Here is a 19,549-nt window from a genome sequence, read left to right on the forward strand (position 1 = left end):
TCTCAACGTAAAGAAATCCAATCATGTCGTTGTCTTAGAAGAATGTAACTACAATCATTGACACAAATAAGATTGTTAAGTAATTCAGGGAATAAACAAACATTTTTACGGACCACTTGATGTCATCTTGCTGACGGAAGCCATAAAGCCCTAATGCGATCCATCCGATGTTAAGCAATGTTGCAATTACCATGAATGTTATTCCAAGTCCACTCATATAAAATGGTAGTGGTAATAAACATACTGTCCAAATCATAATCTGACGTTTCGTAATATCAAATCCCTGTACAACAGGAAGCATTGGGATTCCTGCATTTCGATATTCATCAACACGCTTCATCGCTAATGCGAGGAAATGTGGGATTTGCCAAATAAACATAATTAAAAATAACATCCAAGCAATTGGATGATTTAAAGACGGATCAATTGCCGCCCATCCAATTAAAGGTGGAACTGCTCCTGATATACTACCTACAACAGTATTTAACGTATATTTTCTCTTCGTCCATAACGTATATAAAACAACATATGTGAAGGCACCAATAAATGAGATTAACACTGCCATCGGTGTAGTAAGTAATAAAAATGCAAAGCCAAGAAGTAAAATTACAAGTCCAAATGCAAGTGCAAAGCCAGGTTTATATTTACCTGTTACCGTTGGACGGTTTTTTGTTCTTTCCATTAATGGATCGATATCTCGGTCAATGTAGTTATTTAAACAACATACCCCTGCCATAATTAATGCCGAACCAACGATTGTGAAAAATAACTTATCTAGATTGTCCATAACACTCAATCCATTAAAATGTAAAGCCAACCAAAATCCTGTAAATACAGTAAGTGTATTTGAGTTTACAATCCCCATTTTAACGAGCGCTGATAAATCTTGTAACCGAGTTGTTTCCGGTACAATTGAAACAGCTGACTCATCATGCAGCTCACTTGTTGCATGGTTCATCACTTTAACCCCCTCTTAAACCTATCATCTTTCTAAGCATATATTTCATGTGAAATATTTCGCTTCTATATAGCAATATTATTACAGTAGAAATATTGTTAACCCATTCTACTACTAATCTACGCCCATACTCCAATATATTAAATCACATTTCCCGAACATTTTGTGAAGAAAACATGAACTTTTTGTGTCAAACATTAAAAAACTTTATTCTAATTTATCCTTATCATAACATGATGTTATCTTCTATAATAAACTATTTTGTCATATTTAGCATGTATTCTCCCCATTTCTTTTCAAAATAGCCTGAATTCCTCCTAAAATATGTATTTTAAATCCCATTTTTTTCTTTATAATACGTACGTTGTCCTCGCCCTCCATTTCTTTGCTATTTTATTATTTTTTATATATCATAGGACTGTAGCACGTTTTATTCTATACATAATGGAATGAAAATATTTCGCAATAACTTCATAGCAGAAAGATGGTGAAAGAGATTGCAACGCTTTATTAAATGGTTAGCAGTCATTACAAGTCTCGATTTATTAGTAGTTTTACTAGGAGGCGCTTTAGTTACAAAAACGGGTTCAGGCCAAGGATGTGGCAAATCATGGCCTCTTTGTAACGGTGAATTTGTTCCATCTAATTTATCAATGGAGACTATTATTGAGCTAAGTCACCGCTTAACATCTGGATCAGCAGGAATCCTTGTTACTCTTCTTTGTATCTTGTCCTGGAAATATTATAAACATGTGCGCGAAACAAAGACGTTAGCAATTTTATCCTTCGTATTTTTAGTTGCACAAGCATTAATGGGGGCGGTGGCGGTTGTTTGGGGTCAAATGCCTGCTGTATTAGCTATTCATTTCGGTATTTCCTTAATTTCATTTGCTTCTGTCATCTTGTTAACGTGTCTTATTTTTGAAATTGATAAGAAATTTGATGCACGTTCACTTATTATGGACAAAAAAATGAAATTTCATATTTATGGTGTAACAATTTACAGTTATATCGTTGTCTACACAGGAGCTTTAGTACGTCACGAGCGAGCTACCTTAGCCTGTCCAGACTTCCCTTTATGTAGCAAAAATAGACCTATGCCAACTCAACTACATGAGTGGGTTCAAATGGGACATAGAGTTGCAGCGATGTTAATTTTCGCTTGGATACTATATGCGATGATTATCGCTATTCGCCATTACAAGCAGCAGCGTGTAGTATACTGGGGATGGATTATTTCATTTATCCTTGTTACACTTCAAGCTATAGTAGGGATTTTAGTCGTATTTACAAATGCTAGTTTAGCAATGGCATTATTACATTCGCTCTTCATTTCTTGCCTGTTTGCTGTACTATGCTATTTAGTTATGATAGGTACAAGAAGTACAGTCAATGCAAAAGAAACTGAATCAACTTCTAAGCAAACAAAATAAAGTAAAACTTTAATACCTTGCCAATTCGGCAAGGTATTATTTACACACAAAAAAGAGCTGCTTTCGCACAGCTCTTTTTCTTTATTTTAATGATCTAATTCAATGAGTAAATCTCCCGTTTGAATTGCATCCCCATCATTTACATATACTTTTTTCACTTTACCACTAAATGGCGCTTGAACCGTCGTTTCCATTTTCATAGCTTCTGTAATTGCCATGGAATCACCTTTTTTCACTTCATCGCCTTCTTTTACAACTACTTTAATAACAGTTCCCGGCATCGTTGCGCTAATATGATTTGGATTTTCACGATTCCCCTTCACACGCTGTGCAACAGTTGATTTCACGTTTTCATCTTTCACTACGATTTCACGCGGTTGTCCATTAAACTCCAGGTAAAGCACACGATTTCCATCTGGCTGTGGCTCCCCAATGGAAACTAGTTTAACCATCAATGTTTTACCTTGCTCGATTTCCACATCAATTTCTTCACCAAGTCTCATACCATAGAAGAATGTCGGTGTATCAAGCACAGATACATTTCCATAAATCCCAGCAACTTTTTCGTAGTCCATAAATACTTTTGGATACAATGCATATGCGACTACATCAAAAATTGTTACTTCGCGTCCAAGTTTGTGGAATAACTCTTCTTTTAAAGCATCGAAATCTACTGGTTCTAATAATTCACCCGGTCTTACTGTTAATGGCTCTTTCCCTTTTAAAATAATTTTTTGTAATTCTTTCGGGAAACCACCATATGGTTGTCCTAAATCTCCAGAGAACATTTCAACAACAGATCCTGGGAAGTCCATAGCATGTCCACGTTCTAAAATATCTTGTTCTGTGAGGTGATTTTGAACCATAAATAATGCCATATCACCGACAACTTTAGATGATGGTGTTACTTTTACAATATCGCCAAACATATCATTAACACGGCGATACATCACTTTAACTTCATCAAAGCGATCTCCTAAGCCAACCGCTTTTGCTTGTTGTTGAAGATTACTATACTGTCCACCCGGCATTTCATGCATATATACCTCTGTGTGAGGAGCATTCATACCACTTTCAAATGGAGCATAGTATTTTCGTACATCTTCCCAATAATGAGATAGTTTTTCTAATGAGTCTATATTAACATCTGGTTGTCTTTCGTTTCCACCCAACGCATAGTATAGTGTATTCGCACTTGGTTGTGACGTTTGACCAGCCATTGAACTCACCGCTACATCGACAATATCAACACCTGCTTCAATTGCCTTCGTATACGTTAAAATACCATTTCCGCTCGTATCGTGTGTATGCAGGTGAATTGGAATCGACACCGTCTCTTTTAGTGCTGAAACTAAATCATATGCTGCGTTTGGTTTTAATAAGCCCGCCATATCTTTAATTCCTAAAATATGAGCTCCTGATGCTTCCAACTCTTTTGCTAAATTTTTATAATAATTTAAATCATATTTACTACGTAACGGGTCATGAATATCTCCTGTGTAACACATTGTCGCTTCTGCAATTTTACCAGTATCTCGTACAGCATCAATTGCAACTCTCATGCCTTCTACCCAGTTTAAGCTATCAAAAATACGGAACACATCAATTCCAGCTTGCGCGGAACATTCCACAAATTTTTGAATTAAATTATCTGGATAGTTTTTGTAACCTACTGCGTTTGAAGAGCGAAGTAACATTTGGAATAAAACGTTTGGCATTTTTTCACGAAGATCTAGTAATCGTTCCCATGGATCTTCTTTCAAGAAACGATACGCAACATCAAACGTTGCACCGCCCCACATTTCTGCTGAGAATAAGTTTGGTAACATTCTCGCTGTCGGCTCTGCAATGTGATGTAAATCTTTTGTACGAACACGAGTTGCAAGTAATGACTGATGTGCATCACGGAATGTTGTATCCGTTAAAAGTACACGCTTTTGATCTTGTACCCACTTTACTAATCCATCCGCTCCACGCTCATCCAAAATTTGTTTCGTTCCATTTTGCATTGGCTCTGAGTGTATCACATTTGGTATACGAGCATCTGGGAAAATTGGTTTCTCTTTTTTCCCTACTCCAGGGAAGCCATTTACTGTTACTGTACCAATATAATTTAACATTTTTGTTCCGCGGTCTTTACGTTTCGGGAACAAGAATAGTTCAGGTGACGCGTCAATAAATGAAGTGTCATATTCTCCTGATAAGAAGTTTTTATGTTTTACTACATTCTCTAGGAATGGAATATTTGTTTTAATACCACGAATACGGAATTCTTTTAAGTTACGTTCCATTTTTGCAGCGGCTTGTTCAAAAGTAAGTGCCCAAGTAGTAACTTTTACAAGTAAAGAATCGTAGTACGGTGTAATAACTGCACCTTGGAAACTATTACCTGTATCAAGACGAACACCAAAACCACCGCCTGATCGGTACGCCATAATCTTTCCTGTATCAGGCATAAAGTTATTAAGTGGGTCTTCTGTCGTTACACGAGATTGGATTGCAAATCCATGCACAACCACTTCCTCTTGATTAGGAACACCTACCATTTTGCTATGTAATGCATGTCCATCAGCTATTAAAATTTGCGATTGAACGATATCCACTCCTGTAATCATCTCTGTAATCGTATGTTCAACTTGAACACGTGGGTTTACTTCAATGAAGTAAAACTCATCACCTTTTACAAGGAATTCTACCGTTCCAGCATTTAAATAATTTACATTTTTCGTTAACTTTACTGCAGCATCACAAATACGCTGACGCAAATCATCTGAAAGCGACACGCTCGGTGCAATTTCAACTACTTTTTGATGGCGTCGTTGTACAGAGCAATCACGCTCATACAAATGAACAACATTACCTTCTTCATCTGCTAAAATTTGTACTTCTATATGTTTAGGTTTTTCAACGAATTTTTCAACGTACACTTCATCATTACCAAAGGCTGCTTTTGCTTCTGATTTCGCGCGATTATACGATTCTCTTAATTCTTCACTAGCACGTACAATACGCATACCGCGACCGCCGCCACCAAGGGATGCTTTAATAATAATCGGGTAATCATACTTTTCAGCAAATTCTTCAACTTCTTCTATTGAATTTACTGGACCATCACTACCAGGAATAATTGGAATTTGCGCTAGCTGCGCTTGTGTTCTTGCTTTAACTTTATCTCCAAACATGTCTAAATGCTTACTTTTTGGACCGATAAAGATAATCCCTTCTTCTTCACAACGTTTTGCAAATTGAATATTTTCTGACAAGAAACCATATCCAGGGTGGATTGCATCTACATGATTACTTTTCGCAATCTCAATAATGCCTTCAATATCTAGATAAGCATCAATTGGCTTTTTCCCTTCCCCAACTAAATAGGACTCATCGGCTTTATAGCGATGATAAGAACCGCTATCCTCTTTAGAATAGATCGCAACTGTGTTTAATCCAAGTTCTGAACATGCTCGGAACACACGAATTGCTATCTCTCCACGGTTAGCTACCAATACTTTTTGAATACGTTGCAGCTTTGTCATGATTTTCCCCCTCTATTTTCCTACCACTCTAGAGATAAAATACATACACACTCTAAAGAGCGTGAAGTTCTTCACTTTCTACATTATATTATACTTAGAAAGCTTCACTTTATTTTTATCCATCATACCTTATTTTTCAACAAATGATAAGTTTTCTGATCGATTTGTTTCACAAAAATAGTATAGCATACCTCTTCCTTTTCTAACAACAATATTGTATATCACATTCCCTTAAATGTAATATACTTTTCATTTTAAAACAATCAATATTGTATCACATTTAAAATCTAACAAAATAAAAAACACATTGAACTCTAGAGCTCAATGTGTTTTTTATTTTACAACAACAAGATGCGGTCCACCTTGTTCTATTTCGTTAGTCAATTTGTTTTGTTGTTTCTCTTGTCGTTTTACATAACTAGCAATATTTAACAGTATACCCATTGCAAGTAAATTAGCCAATAAAGAACTACCACCATAACTTACAAACGGTAATGGTACCCCTGTAAGCGGTATTAACCCAGACATACCACCAACATTTATAAAAGTTTGAACTCCAAACAAACTTGCAATTCCAATTGCTATTAAACTTCCAAACGGATCTCTGCACTTTTGTGCAACCCTAAATGCCCGAATAATAATAAGTAGTAAACAGATTAAAATGACAGCTACGCCTATAAATCCAAGTTCTTCAGATATAATTGCCATAATAAAATCTGTTTGCGGTTCTGGTAAGTATCCATATTTTTGCACACTGTTCCCTAACCCTCGACCATTTAGCCCTCCTGAAGCAATTCCAATAAAAGAATTTATTAATTGGAACCCATCATTTTGAGGATCGTTAAATGGATCAAGAAAAACTGAAAACCGAGCTTTTTGGTACTGACTTAACTTATAGTTCCCAATAAAATATAACGCTGGAATCCATATTATAGACGTTAAGAGGAATCGCTTTATACTTAAATTAACATTAACTCCTGAACAAAAGAACATAATCAGTACAGTTCCACCTATTAGTATATCGGTCCCTAAGTCATTTTGAAGTAAAATTAATCCCATCGCTCCACCGACAACAGCTAGAGGAGGAATTATCCCTTGTACAAAAGCTGTTTGCGTTTCTTGTTTCTTAGCAAAAAAGTTTGCTAGCGTAATAATAACCGTTATTTTCACAAACTCAGCTGGTTGTATACCTAATATCCATCCTTTTGCACCATTTATGACCTGACCGAAAAGAAAGGCTGCTGCTAATAGACCAATACTCCCTATTCCCATTGCGATCAAAACTATTCGCTTTCTCCACAACTTATAAGGAATGGCAACTATAATCGCTAACATTATCGTTCCAACAGCTAGAGCAAATAATTGTTTTTTAAAAAAGTAATCTGCTGGCCAGTTATGTCTCGACGAAATCGCAACAATGGAACTAGAACTATATACCATTATAACTCCCAACACACATAAGATAACAAGAGGAAGTAATAAGGAATAATCCATCGATTTCCATACTTTTTTCATTTCATTTCCTCTTTCTGTTTCAATTTAATTATTGTTGTATTCCATATGTATATAGGTTCTTCCTTCTTTATTATACAAATAAAAAGCCCAAACTATTTCAGTTTGAGCCCCCTTATTTGAACCCGTTATTGTTGTTTGTTTGTAAATGCTTCATGAAGTGCAGACAACTCACGTTCGAGCTCTCCTAACATTGCTTTCCCTTGTTCTTCTCCAATAAGATCAAGGCGAACCGCAAAATCGACCTCGCGGGATAGTCCAAACATTTGTGTGTCTAAAACTTCTTCATATAATGGACATTGCGGCATTGTAAGATTGTCCATTTGTACCTTAATAAGTCTTAAAATCTTCTCTGCATCCGCTTGTAGAAGGGCTAGTGCCTTTTCCTGATGATTTGATACTGTCTCAGACGCCAAATTGATTCCCTCCGTTTCCGTCCTACTCTCTCATATCTATTAATATTAGCGATAGTTTTAATAAATTGCAATAGAAACATTTTTTGTGACAACAGTGCCTAATACTATTATACTGAAAAGTGGGAGTATAACACAAATGGGGGAACAACAATGAGCGAAATTTTATTTATTAATGGAAAAGTTCGTTTTCCAATCACTATCGATCCAACTGTATGGATTTTCGATGATCGAAAAATAGATTTGACAACTTACTTTGATGAAACTAGAGAAGACTCATCCGAATTAGAAACATACTTAAAACATACTTCAGAGCATTGGGATCGCGAAATCCGTGATGGTGCTGCCTTCCCGCCAATACAACAAAGTGTAAAGAAATATAAAAAAGAACAGCTTATTAACGGGACATTTGGCATACCACTTCATCCATTTCTAAAAAATGCTGAAATTTTAGAAGATGCTACTCATGTCGAAATTGAAACCACAGACAATACAATTACACTTCCGTTAGAAACAGCCCATAAAGCTATTCTCGGTTTTTCAAAAGAAGGTAAACCATTACGAGAAGACGGGCCTGTTCATCTATATTTCCATGATGGATCTAATAGACAAAATCCGATTCGTAACATCCGTAAATTTACAATCATTTAAATTGTATAATTAAAAGGCAAAAAAGGAGTGAGCTTAAGCTCACTCCTTTTTATAATAAATCCGCTGCTAGTTGTGCTAAATTAGAACGCTCTCCTTTAACAAACTTTACATGACCACTAATACGTTGTTCTTTAAACTTCTCTACAACATATGTTAAACCGTTATTATATTCATCTAAATACGGATGATCAATTTGCTGAGGATCCCCCATTAATACAATCTTACTTTTTTCGCCTACCCTTGTTAATATCGTCTTTACTTCATGCTTCGTTAAATTTTGTGCCTCGTCAATTATAATGAACTGGTCTGGAATACTTCTCCCGCGTATATAGGTAAGCGCTTCTACTTCAATCGAACCCATTCCAGCTAAAATAGCATCTAGCTCCCCAGGCTTTTTCGTATTGAATAAATACTCTAGATTATCAAAAATCGGCTGCATCCACGGTCTTAATTTTTCCTCTTTCTCTCCTGGTAAATAGCCTATATCTTTCCCTACCGGTACAATTGGTCTCGCGACAAGTAGTTTTTTATATAACCCTAAATCTTCCGTTTGCATTAGTCCCGAAGCTAATGCAAGTAACGTTTTTCCTGTACCGGCTTTCCCTGTTAACGTTACAAGTGGAATATCTTCCCGAAGTAGCAATTCTAATCCCATAATTTGCTGCACGTTTCGTGGGCGTATCCCCCACACTTGTTCATTGTGAAAAATAAGTTTTTTTACCTTCTTACCTAAATGATCCACAATCCCAAGTGCAGAACTAGAACCCCCTAGTGCATCTTTCATTACAACAAACTGATTTGGATAAAAAGGATGATTTGCGATTTCAGATAAAGGCAGTTCACCTTTTTCATAAAAATAATCTAACTGTTCTTTTGATATATACCCTTCTAAAAATCCTGAATATATATTTTCCACTTCGATTACTCGGTCACTTAAATAATCTTCGGCCTGCAATCCGATTGCATCAGCTTTTACCCTTACGAGTACATCTTTACTTACTAAAATAACTGATTTCCCGTCCTCTTTTTCTTGTTCTTCTAAAGAGAGGTTTTTCGCTACCGCTAAAATTCGATTATCATTTGTTTTTTCTACAAAAATATCTTGCAGTTGAACAAATGAGCGATGATTTAATTCAATACGAAATGTACCGCCGTTTTCTAACGGAATACTTTCATGCAGCTTTCCTATTTCGCGAAATTTGTCGATTAACTTAGATACATAGCGAGCATTTCGTCCTACTTCATCCATATAACGTTTTTTCGAATCAACCTCTTCTAATACAACTGCTGGAATCACTACTTCATTTGTTGCAAATGAAAAAATAGATAAAGGATCCTGCAAAAGTACATTCGTATCTAACACATAAATTTTATCCAACCTGTTACCCCCTGACTCCACTTTTAAATTTGTAGAACAAGGGTTTCATCCATAAAATATGGACGAACCATTGTTATAATTATATGTACCGTAAAAACGAGGTAGAATCGAAACTCATAGAAATTAAACCTTTTCTTTATTTTTTATTCATTTCTATTCAATATATTACTTTTTATTATAATTTTTCACATTAAATCACAATACTCACTTGTAAAAGTTTATGAACGTTGTTCCTATTCATCTTCTTTATAATTCTTTCATTCCTACTAATACTTGGTTATCAAGCTTTTTAGCTGCTCGAAGATCATATGTTTTTTCATATGTTGGTTCAGTAGCAAGTTTCGCACCATAAAACATAACATCACGAACTTCTTGTACATTCACTTCTACTACCGTTAATTTTAGAGGAATCCCTTCCATTCTATCTGTTAAAATTTCACTTTCACCACTTATGGAAAATACGGATTCATTCGCCATTATAGTCAATACAACCCCTGCACTATGCCGTATATTCCCCACAATACGTGAGCGTTGATCTACCGCAAATCGAATACTAGTTTCACTCACTGCATATACCCAAGAAATAGCACTTACGTTAGGAATTTGTTTTTCGAAATCTGTTGTTGCTATCATAACGATACACTCTTTACGCAAAGATTGTACTAAATCACCTGTCAATGTAGGCTCAACTACATTCGCCATATTTCCACCTCCAAATATTATTTATATATCCTTATCATAACCTATTTTTCGAATTGCGAAAATATTATTTTTTCCCGCTATTATTCAAAAACATTATGCTTCCATGATATACTTATACTGATAGAATTCGTATTGAGGTGACGAAATGAGAGTCAGATGTATGATTTGTGATAAAAAAGATATGTTAGATGACGAAAATCCTATGGCAAAAAAACTGCGTAATCGCCCTATTCATACATATATGTGCATGGAATGTACGGAACGCATTGCAGAGCGTACTATGGAACGCCATGCAAGTGGTAATTTCCGATTATATCGTGATAAAAAAGTAGAAGACGATTGGTAAACCGTAAATAAGTCCTTAATCATATAGATAAGGACTTATTTGTATTTTTCTGGTTCACGATTCATCTGATCCAAAAAACAATCAATTGCTTCTACTGGAAATCTTGCACACCTTATTTCTCCATCAATTTCATATGTAATTAAATACATTTCCTCGTTCTTTTCCACTTCTACATTTCGTAATTTATGCTCTTCATATATCATATTTCGAAATAATACATACGTTTCTTGTGCAGCGCTATCATCTGGACGCGCTTCCGCAACAGTTTTAATTGTTAACCAATTATATAGTGCATCTTGTACCGAGCGCATGAAACTCCCCCTTTTCACCCTGCCTTTTGTTGTTTCGCTTGACGTAAACGTAATCTATAAATTCCAAGTACAATCGCCGCTACAACGAGCCCCTCTCCAACTGGTAAAAAAACTGCAAAGAAAGTTAATACCGTGCATCCAATTGCTAAAGATATGTATATTACTATATTTTTTAGCACTGATAGCTTCCTTGCAAATCCTAAATTATATACAAGTGCACTCAATATAATAATTGTTCCATAAAGTAACCACATCCCTAGTTCTGGATTTTCATCAACTTTGCATAATTTCGCGAAAAATGACATTCTTTCTAACACTATCTTTCCTCCCTTCTCATAAAAACAAATTTTCTTTATGTACTTAATACAAGAGTAACTCGCAAAAAAAATACTGTCCACAAAAAAGAATAAATATTCTAAAAATAAACAAAATAAAAAAACAACTACCTTTTATAAAGGTAGTTGTTTTTTTATTTTTACGCTTCTACAGATTTCTTTTTCTTAGCAGCTCTTTCGCGCTCACTCTTATCAAGAATCTTTTTACGTAGACGAATTGATTCTGGAGTTACTTCACAGAACTCATCATCGTTTAAGTACTCTAATGACTCTTCTAAAGTCATTAAGCGTGGTTTTTTCATTGTTGAAGTTTGATCTTTCGTTGCAGAACGAATGTTCGTTTGTTGTTTCATTTTTACAACGTTAACTGTTAAATCATTCTCACGTGTATGTTCTCCAACGATCATACCAGCATATACTTCTGTACCTGGTTCAACGAAGATTACACCACGGTCTTCAACTTGCATAATACCGTATTGTGATGCTTTTCCTGCTTCAAGTGAAACTAGAACACCTTGACGACGTCCACCCACTTGTCCAGCATGTACTGGTTGGTAGCAATCAAATGTATGGTTTAAAATACCATAACCACGAGTTAATGTTAGGAATTCTGTTGTGTAACCAATTAACCCACGTGCTGGAACCATGAAAGTAAGGCGAACTTGACCGTTTCCGTTATTCACCATATCTAACATTTCACCTTTACGTGCGCCCATTGATTCCATAATAGAACCAGTGTATTCTTCAGGAACATCGATTTGTACGCGCTCTACAGGCTCACTTCTTACGCCATCGACATCTTTAATAATTACTTCAGGCTTAGATACTTGTAGTTCATAACCTTCACGACGCATGTTTTCAATTAAGATAGATAAATGTAACTCTCCGCGTCCAGATACGATCCATGCATCAGGAGAATCTGTATTATCCACACGTAAACTTACATCTGTCTCTAATTGTGAACGAAGACGCTCTTCAATTTTACGAGAAGTAATGAATTTACCTTCACGACCTGCAAATGGGCTGTTATTTACAAGGAATGTCATTTGTAATGTTGGCTCATCAATACGTAATAATGGTAAAGCCTCTTCATGCTCAACCGGACATACCGTTTCACCTACGTTAATGTCTTCCATACCTGAAACAGCTACTAAATCTCCAGCTTTTGCTTCTTCAATTTCTTGACGTTTTAATCCAATGTAACCAAATAATTTAGTTACACGGAATTGTTTTACACTTCCGTCAACTTTCATTAATGCAACTTGTTGTCCTACTTTCATTGTACCGCGGAATACGCGTCCAACCCCAATACGACCAACATAGTCATTGTAATCAAGAAGTGCTACTTGGAATTGAAGTGGCTCTTCGCTGTTATCAATTGGTGCTGGAATATGTTCAATGATTGTGTCAAACAATGATTTCATATTCTCTTCTTGATTTGCTGGATTTGAATCTAAGCTTGCTGTTCCGTTCATTGCTGATGCAAATACAACTGGGAACTCTAATTGATCTTCGTTTGCACCAAGTTCGATGAATAAGTCAACTACTTCATCAACTACTTCATCAGGGCGAGCGAAGTCACGGTCAATTTTGTTTACAACAACGATTGGAGTTAAGTTTTGCTCAAGAGCTTTCTTTAAAACAAATCGTGTTTGTGGCATACAACCTTCATATGCATCAACTACAAGTAGAACACCATCAACCATTTTCATGATACGTTCTACTTCTCCACCGAAGTCAGCGTGACCAGGTGTATCTAAAATGTTAATTCTTTTATCTTCATAGTGAATCGCAGTATTCTTCGCTAAAATTGTAATACCACGTTCTCTTTCTAGATCATTTGAGTCCATTGCGCGTTCTTCAATATGTTCATTCGCACGGAACGTCCCCGCTTGACGTAATAACTGGTCAACAAGTGTTGTTTTACCATGGTCAACGTGGGCAATAATTGCTATATTTCGTAAATCTTGTCGTTTTTTCAACATGTCCAACTCCTAATGTCTTTTTAATCCTTCTCTATTATAAGAGCGAAGGGGATACAATGGCAATCAAAATAAAATCAAGAATGAAAATATAGTTGTATTCTTACTTTTGTGAAAGTAAAATAAGATTGGAGGGTGAAGAAATGGAACACATTCAATATCGCTTTTTATTAACAGCAATTATCGGTGTTATCTTCTTAATTGGTATCGGAATTATGATTGCTGAAAATAGTCCCATCGGCATTATTATTTGCATTATCGGCACATTTGTTACAGTTGGATACGGTTTTGTAACAAAAAGAAAAATGCGTAAATCGCAATAACATTAAAAAGTAAGAAGCTTCTTTATGCCTCTTACTTTTTTTCATTATTGCGATACAAATGGTAATAATTCTTCGTATACTCCTGGTTTTGCAACTAACACACTGCTTTTCTCTACAATAGACAGAGGCGTTCCCAAGAACGTTGTCACTTTACCGCCAACTTCCTCTACAATAATCTGTCCCCCGCCAAAGTCCCATGGCGATAAGCGCGGTGTTACATATGCGTCTAATCTTCCCGTGGCAACATATACCATTTCTAACGCTGCACAACCATATGACCTCGTACCTCTTGCCTTCTTAACGAGCATCATCATTTTTTCCATATTAAGCAATGGATTATCAGTAAGCCATATCGCATTCAAAGCTATAACTCCATGCTCTACCGTTCCTTTTTCTAACATGGGAATAGCTAAATCATTGCAAAAAGCCCCTTCTCCCTTTACCGCATGATATAGTTCGTCATGAACTGGATCATAAATAAGACCAATCTTTCCGATACCGTTCTCATAAATCCCGATTGAGATTGCGAAATTTCTTTTTTGATGAACAAAGTTCATCGTGCCATCAATTGGATCAATTAACCAAACAACCCCATTAGAAGAGGTAATCTCATCTCCATAGCCTTCTTCTCCTAAAATATTATGAGCCGGGAATGTTTCTTTAATTTTCCCAATTAAAAACTGCTCCGTTTCTCGGTCCATATTTGTTACTAGATCAGCTGCATTTGACTTTGTTTCTATAATAAGTGTTTTTTTCAGTGACGCCATTAATTGTTCTCCGGCTTCTCGAATCCACTGTTTCGCGTGTGTATCGATGTCTTTCCATACTTCTTGCATGTTTAAACACTCCGATCTATACTGTTCACAGAAAAAACGAACCCTTTATAAGGTTCGCACCAACTAATTATTTATACATATACTATTATTACGCTTCTAAACGGATCATTTCAAGTCTTAACACTTCTAATTTTTGTACGCACTCTTCTTTTTTCTGTTTGTCGTTATCCATCATCGCATCATATAAAGTTGCTAATTCATAATCTAGCTCCAAACGTAGCACCGGAATTCTCTTTTCAGCATCTGTTCTCTTTAACGCATTAATCACCTGTCTCATTTTTTTGCCTCCTCCCAATATTCGTCTGCCCTCGGACTGGAATTGATTCAATTTTCTGATTTTTTGTTTTATACTATACTATGTTGGATAAATCATCTATGCAACAAAATTATATTTTTTTATTTAAATTTTTTTGTGATGTTTTTTTTATGAATAGTACAAGCTATGCTAAAATTAAAACAAAATAGGAGTTGGAGGAACAATCATGACACTACAAACATTCACATCAACTGATTTTGAAGTCTTTACTGTTGATGGTCTTGAAGAACGAATGAGCGCAATTAAAACGAATATTCATCCTAAGCTAGAAGCTTTAGGGGAACAATTTGCAGAATATTTATCACAACAAACTGATGAAAACTTTTTCTACCATGTAGCAAAACATGCACGCCGCAAAGTCAATCCACCAAACGATACTTGGGTTGCTTTTTCAACAAATAAACGTGGATATAAAATGTTACCACACTTTCAAATTGGTTTATGGGGTACTCACGCCTTCATATACTTTGGTTTAATCTATGAGTGTCCACAAAAAGTGGAGACGGCTCACGCCTTCTTAGAACATTTAAATGATTTAAAAACAAATATTCCAAATGACTTCGTTTGGTCCATTGACCATACTAAACCAGGTGTAAAACTGCATAAAACGCTTGAAACGGAAGACTTACAAAAGATGATTGAACGTTTAGCTACTGTGAAAAAAGCAGAGTTATTAGTCGGTATTCATATATCACCAGAGGAGTTTTCAGCAATGACCAACGAACAATTCCTTGCTAAGATTGAATCTACGATGCAACCACTCCTTCCTTTATATGCACTTTGTAATCGATAGTAGAAAACGGACAATTTATATTGTCCGTTTTTAGTTGTTATCACATTATAGCACTTTGCATTTTAATTTTCAAAATATTTTTACATTTTTACAATCTTTTTTTCCGCTACTTCTTTTGCTCTTTGAATCGTACGATATATAGAATATCCACTTACTTCTTGAAATTCTTTATCAATTTTTTTCTCCGCTGCCTTCGATGGCACAATCTCTTTAAAACGACGATATAATTCCATCAAATCTTCTCTCAAAACTCCTTTTTCGTATACCTTTTCAATCGCTTCATAAAACTTTACAACTGCTACCATTTCTTCATTTGACCAATTGTAATCAAGTGGATATTGATATTCCATTTTTGCACCTCATTCAGTATTCTTTCTTTTTCTATTATGCTACCTTTAAGACAACCTTTTATTCTTCACTATAGCCACTCTGCATTATACACCATTTATCCATTTCAATGGAATTGTCTTCCTCTTTGCAGTATTTAAAATATAACTATTAAACATACTCACCTTGAAAATGCGATTTTTCTATACATCTATAATTATTGGTGATATAATGCTTTTGTTTTATAGAGAATAAAGTGAGACTACCATCCCCAAAAAGGCTTTTGCGAATGGCAGAAAAACAAGTCAAGTTCTAAAAGTTTGTCATCTTAATTTCCTTTTAGAATGAGATGAAATCATATAAAACAAACTCTAATAAATATTACGAAGAAGAAGGGGTGTATAGATTGTCCCAATACGAAACACCATTGTTTACCGCTTTAGTTGAGCACAGTAAGCGAAATCCAGTTCAATTCCATATTCCTGGTCATAAAAAAGGACAGGGCATGGATCCTACATTTCGCGAATTTATTGGGCATAATGCATTAGCAATTGATTTAATTAATATTGCGCCGCTCGATGATTTACATCATCCAAAAGGTATGATTAAAGAAGCACAGGATTTAGCAGCCGCTGCTTTCGGTGCAGATCATACGTTCTTTTCTATTCAAGGTACAAGTGGTGCAATTATGACAATGGTGATGAGCGTGTGCGGTCCTGGGGATAAAATCCTCGTGCCACGGAATGTGCATAAATCAGTAATGTCAGCTATTATTTTCTCAGGTGCAAAACCAATTTTCATGCATCCTGAGATTGATCCGAAGCTCGGTATTTCACATGGGATCACAATTCAATCTGTCAAAAAGGCTCTTGAAGAGCACTCAGATGCGAAAGGCTTACTTGTTATAAATCCAACATATTTTGGGTTTGCTGCAGATTTAGAGCAGATTGTAGAATTAGCTCATTCTTACGATATTCCTGTACTTGTTGATGAGGCTCACGGTGTTCATATCCATTTTCATGATGAACTACCAATATCAGCTATGCAAGCAGGTGCAGATATGGCAGCAACAAGTGTTCACAAATTAGGTGGGTCTTTAACCCAAAGCTCTATTCTTAATGTAAAAGAAGGTCTTGTGAACGTAAAGCATGTCCAATCCATTATTAGCATGCTTACGACTACATCAACTTCTTACATTTTGTTAGCATCCCTTGATGTTGCTAGAAAACGTCTTGCTACAGAAGGAACAGCTCTCATAGAACAAACAATACAATTAGCTGAGCATGTTCGTGATGCTATAAATGTTATTGAGCATCTTTATTGTCCTGGAAAAGAAATGCTAGGAACAGATGCTACTTTTAACTATGATCCTACAAAGATAATTGTATCTGTAAAAGATTTAGGTATTACAGGCCATCAGGCTGAAGTATGGCTTAGAGAACATTACAACATTGAAGTAGAACTCTCTGATTTATATAACATACTTTGTCTTATCACATTTGGAGATACAGAAAGTGAAACAGATACACTTATTACAGCATTACAAGATTTAGCAGCAACATATAGAAATAGAGCAGACAAAGGTGTTCAAGTACAAGTAGAAATACCAGAAATACCTGTGCTAGCACTTTCTCCTAGAGATGCTTTTTATTCAGAAACAGAAGTCATTCCATTTGAAAACGCAGCAGGTCGTATTATAGCTGATTTTGTTATGGTTTATCCGCCAGGGATTCCAATCTTTACTCCGGGGGAAATTATTACACAAGATAACTTAGAGTATATTCTTAAAAATTTAGAAGCTGGGTTACCTGTACAAGGTCCTGAAGATATGACATTACAAACATTACGTGTTATTAAAGAGTACAAGCCTATCAGTTGATAGGCTTTTCTTTCACCTTTTTTCTCTTTTTTTCATACGATACTAAAGAATTTGACATTCCCACCCTAATGGGGCAAGCTGACTAACATCAGTGGGATTCTTGCTACCTAAGGCGAAGTCCATTTCTGGTATCGCTGACTTGCAAGATTGCGGTGTGCCATCACCACTCTCACAACAAATCGTATAGGTTCGTGAGCTACGGTACTATACCATACCGTACAGATTCGTGTTCAGGTGTTTTAGCGTCTTGTTCTTGACGACACATATCATTTTACCGATAGCTTGAATTCAGCTATCGAACTCCCTATGCTATCTTTTTTCAAAGAACACATTGGCGTTTTAAAGACTTGTACTTGTCTGTAGTTAAAGTCTACCAAAATATAAAGTGAAACTTTAATCAGTGGGGTTTTGTTCATCCCCACTGATTATTAGCCTTCACCAATCGGGCGTTTACGGGCAGCAGGGCTCCAGCCGAATTTTGAGGTGGAATTCTTACTGCCCGCAAATAGCGGGATAAATGTTTTTCTATGAAAAAGCGATACTTTCATCCTATGTCTAAAGTCCAATATAAGCTTTCCCGTATCGCGAAATCTGTAACGTATAGGTGGGGATACCATTATGATTGTGATAGGCCGTTCTATTGTACACCCTTATATCACAAATGAATATGAGCCATTTGCAGCTGAAAAACAACAGATTTTATCCATAATGGCGGGAAATCAAGAAGTTTATTCCTTCCGAACAGCCGATGAACTCAGCTTTGATCTTAATTTACGAGTTAATATTATTACTTCCGCGCTAGAACTTTTTCAAAGTGGATTTCAGTTTCGTACGTTTCAACAATCTTTTTGCAACCCTCAGTTTTGGGAAAGAACATCACTTGGCGGATTTCAACTACTCCCAAACATAGCCCCTTCCATTGCCATCCAAGATATTTTTAAAAACGGAAAACTATATGGAACTGAATGTGCCACCGCAATGATTATCATTTTTTACAAAGCATTACTATCATTATATGAGGAAAAAACTTTCAACCGTCTATTCGCAAACCTCTTACTTTATACATGGGACTACGATCGCGACTTAAAGCTCATAACAAAAACGAGTGGCGATATCGTTCCAGGTGACCTCGTTTACTTTAAAAATCCACAAGTTAATCCAGCTACGATTGAGTGGCAAGGAGAAAATACAATCTATCTAGGAAACTTCTTTTTTTACGGACATGGCGTAGGCGTAAAAACGAAAGAGGAAATTATTTATTCATTAAATGAACGAAGGATTCCTTATGCTTTTATTTCAGCTTATTTAACCGATTTTATTACTCGTATTGATAGCCGTATGATGAGTCAATATGCCCCTCCTAACACGCCACAAACATCAATAGGATTTATTCCTATTAGAGATGATGCAATTGTTGCAACAGTCGGGCATACAACTACAATCTATTAAAAAAACGCCTACATGTGTGATATGATCCCCTTATAGTAGACAGGAAAAAGAAAGCACATTAACCTGTTTACT

19 protein-coding genes are annotated in these 19,549 nt (G+C 35.9%); 7 read left to right on the forward strand and 12 right to left on the reverse strand.

Annotation, left to right across the window (positions count from 1 at the left end; translation table 11 throughout):
• Positions 1-34: 34 nt before the first annotated feature.
• On the reverse strand, positions 35-958 hold the full coding sequence (gene cyoE, locus CQ058_RS22805; protein WP_002033731.1) for a heme o synthase: 924 nt from the start codon (positions 956-958) through the stop codon (positions 35-37).
• 497 nt (positions 959-1,455) lie between these two features.
• On the opposite strand from cyoE, the gene ctaA reads away from it, so the two are divergent.
• Positions 1,456-2,391, forward strand: a complete 936-nt coding sequence (ctaA, locus tag CQ058_RS22810) for a heme A synthase (protein ID WP_105589993.1) — start codon at positions 1,456-1,458, stop codon at positions 2,389-2,391.
• 86 nt (positions 2,392-2,477) lie between these two features.
• Here ctaA and pyc read toward each other — a convergent pair whose 3' ends face one another.
• The 3 genes from pyc to CQ058_RS22830 all read right to left on the reverse strand — a co-directional run bounded on the left by pyc (position 2,478) and on the right by CQ058_RS22830 (position 7,852).
• Positions 2,478-5,924, reverse strand: a complete 3,447-nt coding sequence (gene pyc, locus CQ058_RS22815; protein WP_002190533.1) for a pyruvate carboxylase — start codon at positions 5,922-5,924, stop codon at positions 2,478-2,480.
• A gap of 333 nt (positions 5,925-6,257) precedes the next feature.
• Positions 6,258-7,439: an FtsW/RodA/SpoVE family cell cycle protein gene (locus tag CQ058_RS22825; RefSeq protein ID WP_002165141.1), complete on the reverse strand. Its 1,182-nt coding sequence runs from the start codon at positions 7,437-7,439 to the stop codon at positions 6,258-6,260.
• 125 nt (positions 7,440-7,564) lie between these two features.
• Entirely contained in the window at positions 7,565-7,852 is a 288-nt protein-coding gene (locus tag CQ058_RS22830) for an Fpa/YlaN family protein (RefSeq protein ID WP_002190534.1), read from the reverse strand.
• 150 nt (positions 7,853-8,002) lie between these two features.
• Between CQ058_RS22830 and CQ058_RS22835 the strand changes: the two genes are divergently transcribed.
• Complete coding sequence (locus tag CQ058_RS22835; protein ID WP_002088315.1) at positions 8,003-8,500, forward strand: molybdopterin-binding protein; 498 nt, start codon at positions 8,003-8,005, stop codon at positions 8,498-8,500.
• Between the two features lie 49 nt (positions 8,501-8,549).
• Here CQ058_RS22835 and CQ058_RS22840 read toward each other — a convergent pair whose 3' ends face one another.
• Entirely contained in the window at positions 8,550-9,878 is a 1,329-nt protein-coding gene (locus CQ058_RS22840; protein WP_002088317.1) for a PhoH family protein, read from the reverse strand.
• Between the two features lie 246 nt (positions 9,879-10,124).
• The gene (locus tag CQ058_RS22845; protein ID WP_002014791.1) at positions 10,125-10,580 is read right to left on the reverse strand and encodes a PNPOx family protein; all 456 of its coding nucleotides are present in this window, start codon (positions 10,578-10,580) and stop codon (positions 10,125-10,127) included.
• Positions 10,581-10,725: 145 nt separating this feature from the next.
• Here CQ058_RS22845 and CQ058_RS22850 point away from each other — a divergent pair, with 145 nt between their 5' ends.
• Complete coding sequence (locus tag CQ058_RS22850; protein WP_002094429.1) at positions 10,726-10,926, forward strand: YlaI family protein; 201 nt, start codon at positions 10,726-10,728, stop codon at positions 10,924-10,926.
• 35 nt (positions 10,927-10,961) lie between these two features.
• Here CQ058_RS22850 and CQ058_RS22855 read toward each other — a convergent pair whose 3' ends face one another.
• The 3 genes from CQ058_RS22855 to typA all read right to left on the reverse strand — a co-directional run bounded on the left by CQ058_RS22855 (position 10,962) and on the right by typA (position 13,557).
• Positions 10,962-11,237: a hypothetical protein gene (locus CQ058_RS22855; RefSeq protein ID WP_002033723.1), complete on the reverse strand. Its 276-nt coding sequence runs from the start codon at positions 11,235-11,237 to the stop codon at positions 10,962-10,964.
• Positions 11,238-11,251: 14 nt separating this feature from the next.
• Positions 11,252-11,554, reverse strand: coding sequence for a YlaH-like family protein (locus tag CQ058_RS22860; protein WP_000893662.1), 303 nt, complete (start codon positions 11,552-11,554; stop codon positions 11,252-11,254).
• A gap of 158 nt (positions 11,555-11,712) precedes the next feature.
• Positions 11,713-13,557, reverse strand: coding sequence for a translational GTPase TypA (typA, locus tag CQ058_RS22865; RefSeq protein ID WP_002014867.1), 1,845 nt, complete (start codon positions 13,555-13,557; stop codon positions 11,713-11,715).
• A 140-nt stretch (positions 13,558-13,697) separates the two neighbouring features.
• Here typA and CQ058_RS22870 point away from each other — a divergent pair, with 140 nt between their 5' ends.
• The gene (locus tag CQ058_RS22870) at positions 13,698-13,877 is read left to right on the forward strand and encodes a DUF5325 family protein (protein ID WP_000400127.1); all 180 of its coding nucleotides are present in this window, start codon (positions 13,698-13,700) and stop codon (positions 13,875-13,877) included.
• Positions 13,878-13,921: 44 nt separating this feature from the next.
• Here the strand turns inward: CQ058_RS22870 and CQ058_RS22875 are convergent, their stop codons facing one another.
• Together CQ058_RS22875 and CQ058_RS22880 are read right to left on the reverse strand one after the other, a co-directional pair.
• Entirely contained in the window at positions 13,922-14,713 is a 792-nt protein-coding gene (locus tag CQ058_RS22875) for an inositol monophosphatase family protein (protein WP_002033721.1), read from the reverse strand.
• An 88-nt stretch (positions 14,714-14,801) separates the two neighbouring features.
• The gene (locus CQ058_RS22880; protein WP_002121995.1) at positions 14,802-14,990 is read right to left on the reverse strand and encodes a hypothetical protein; all 189 of its coding nucleotides are present in this window, start codon (positions 14,988-14,990) and stop codon (positions 14,802-14,804) included.
• Positions 14,991-15,195: 205 nt separating this feature from the next.
• On the opposite strand from CQ058_RS22880, the gene CQ058_RS22885 reads away from it, so the two are divergent.
• A complete protein-coding gene (locus CQ058_RS22885) occupies positions 15,196-15,822 on the forward strand; it encodes a YktB family protein (protein WP_002014864.1) in 627 nt (208 codons plus the stop codon).
• A gap of 80 nt (positions 15,823-15,902) precedes the next feature.
• On the opposite strand, the gene CQ058_RS22890 is transcribed toward CQ058_RS22885, so the two are convergent.
• Entirely contained in the window at positions 15,903-16,172 is a 270-nt protein-coding gene (locus CQ058_RS22890; protein ID WP_002014862.1) for a UPF0223 family protein, read from the reverse strand.
• Positions 16,173-16,555: 383 nt separating this feature from the next.
• Here CQ058_RS22890 and speA point away from each other — a divergent pair, with 383 nt between their 5' ends.
• Both speA and CQ058_RS22905 read left to right on the forward strand, forming a co-directional pair.
• Positions 16,556-18,028: an arginine decarboxylase gene (gene speA, locus CQ058_RS22895; RefSeq protein ID WP_002142966.1), complete on the forward strand. Its 1,473-nt coding sequence runs from the start codon at positions 16,556-16,558 to the stop codon at positions 18,026-18,028.
• 618 nt (positions 18,029-18,646) lie between these two features.
• On the forward strand, positions 18,647-19,477 hold the full coding sequence (locus tag CQ058_RS22905) for a protein-glutamine gamma-glutamyltransferase (protein ID WP_002066931.1): 831 nt from the start codon (positions 18,647-18,649) through the stop codon (positions 19,475-19,477).
• The last annotated feature ends 72 nt before the right edge of the window (positions 19,478-19,549 follow it).

The organism is Bacillus sp. MYb56 (genome assembly GCF_002976445.1).
In the GTDB taxonomy this organism is placed as follows: domain Bacteria; phylum Bacillota; class Bacilli; order Bacillales; family Bacillaceae_G; genus Bacillus_A; species Bacillus_A mycoides.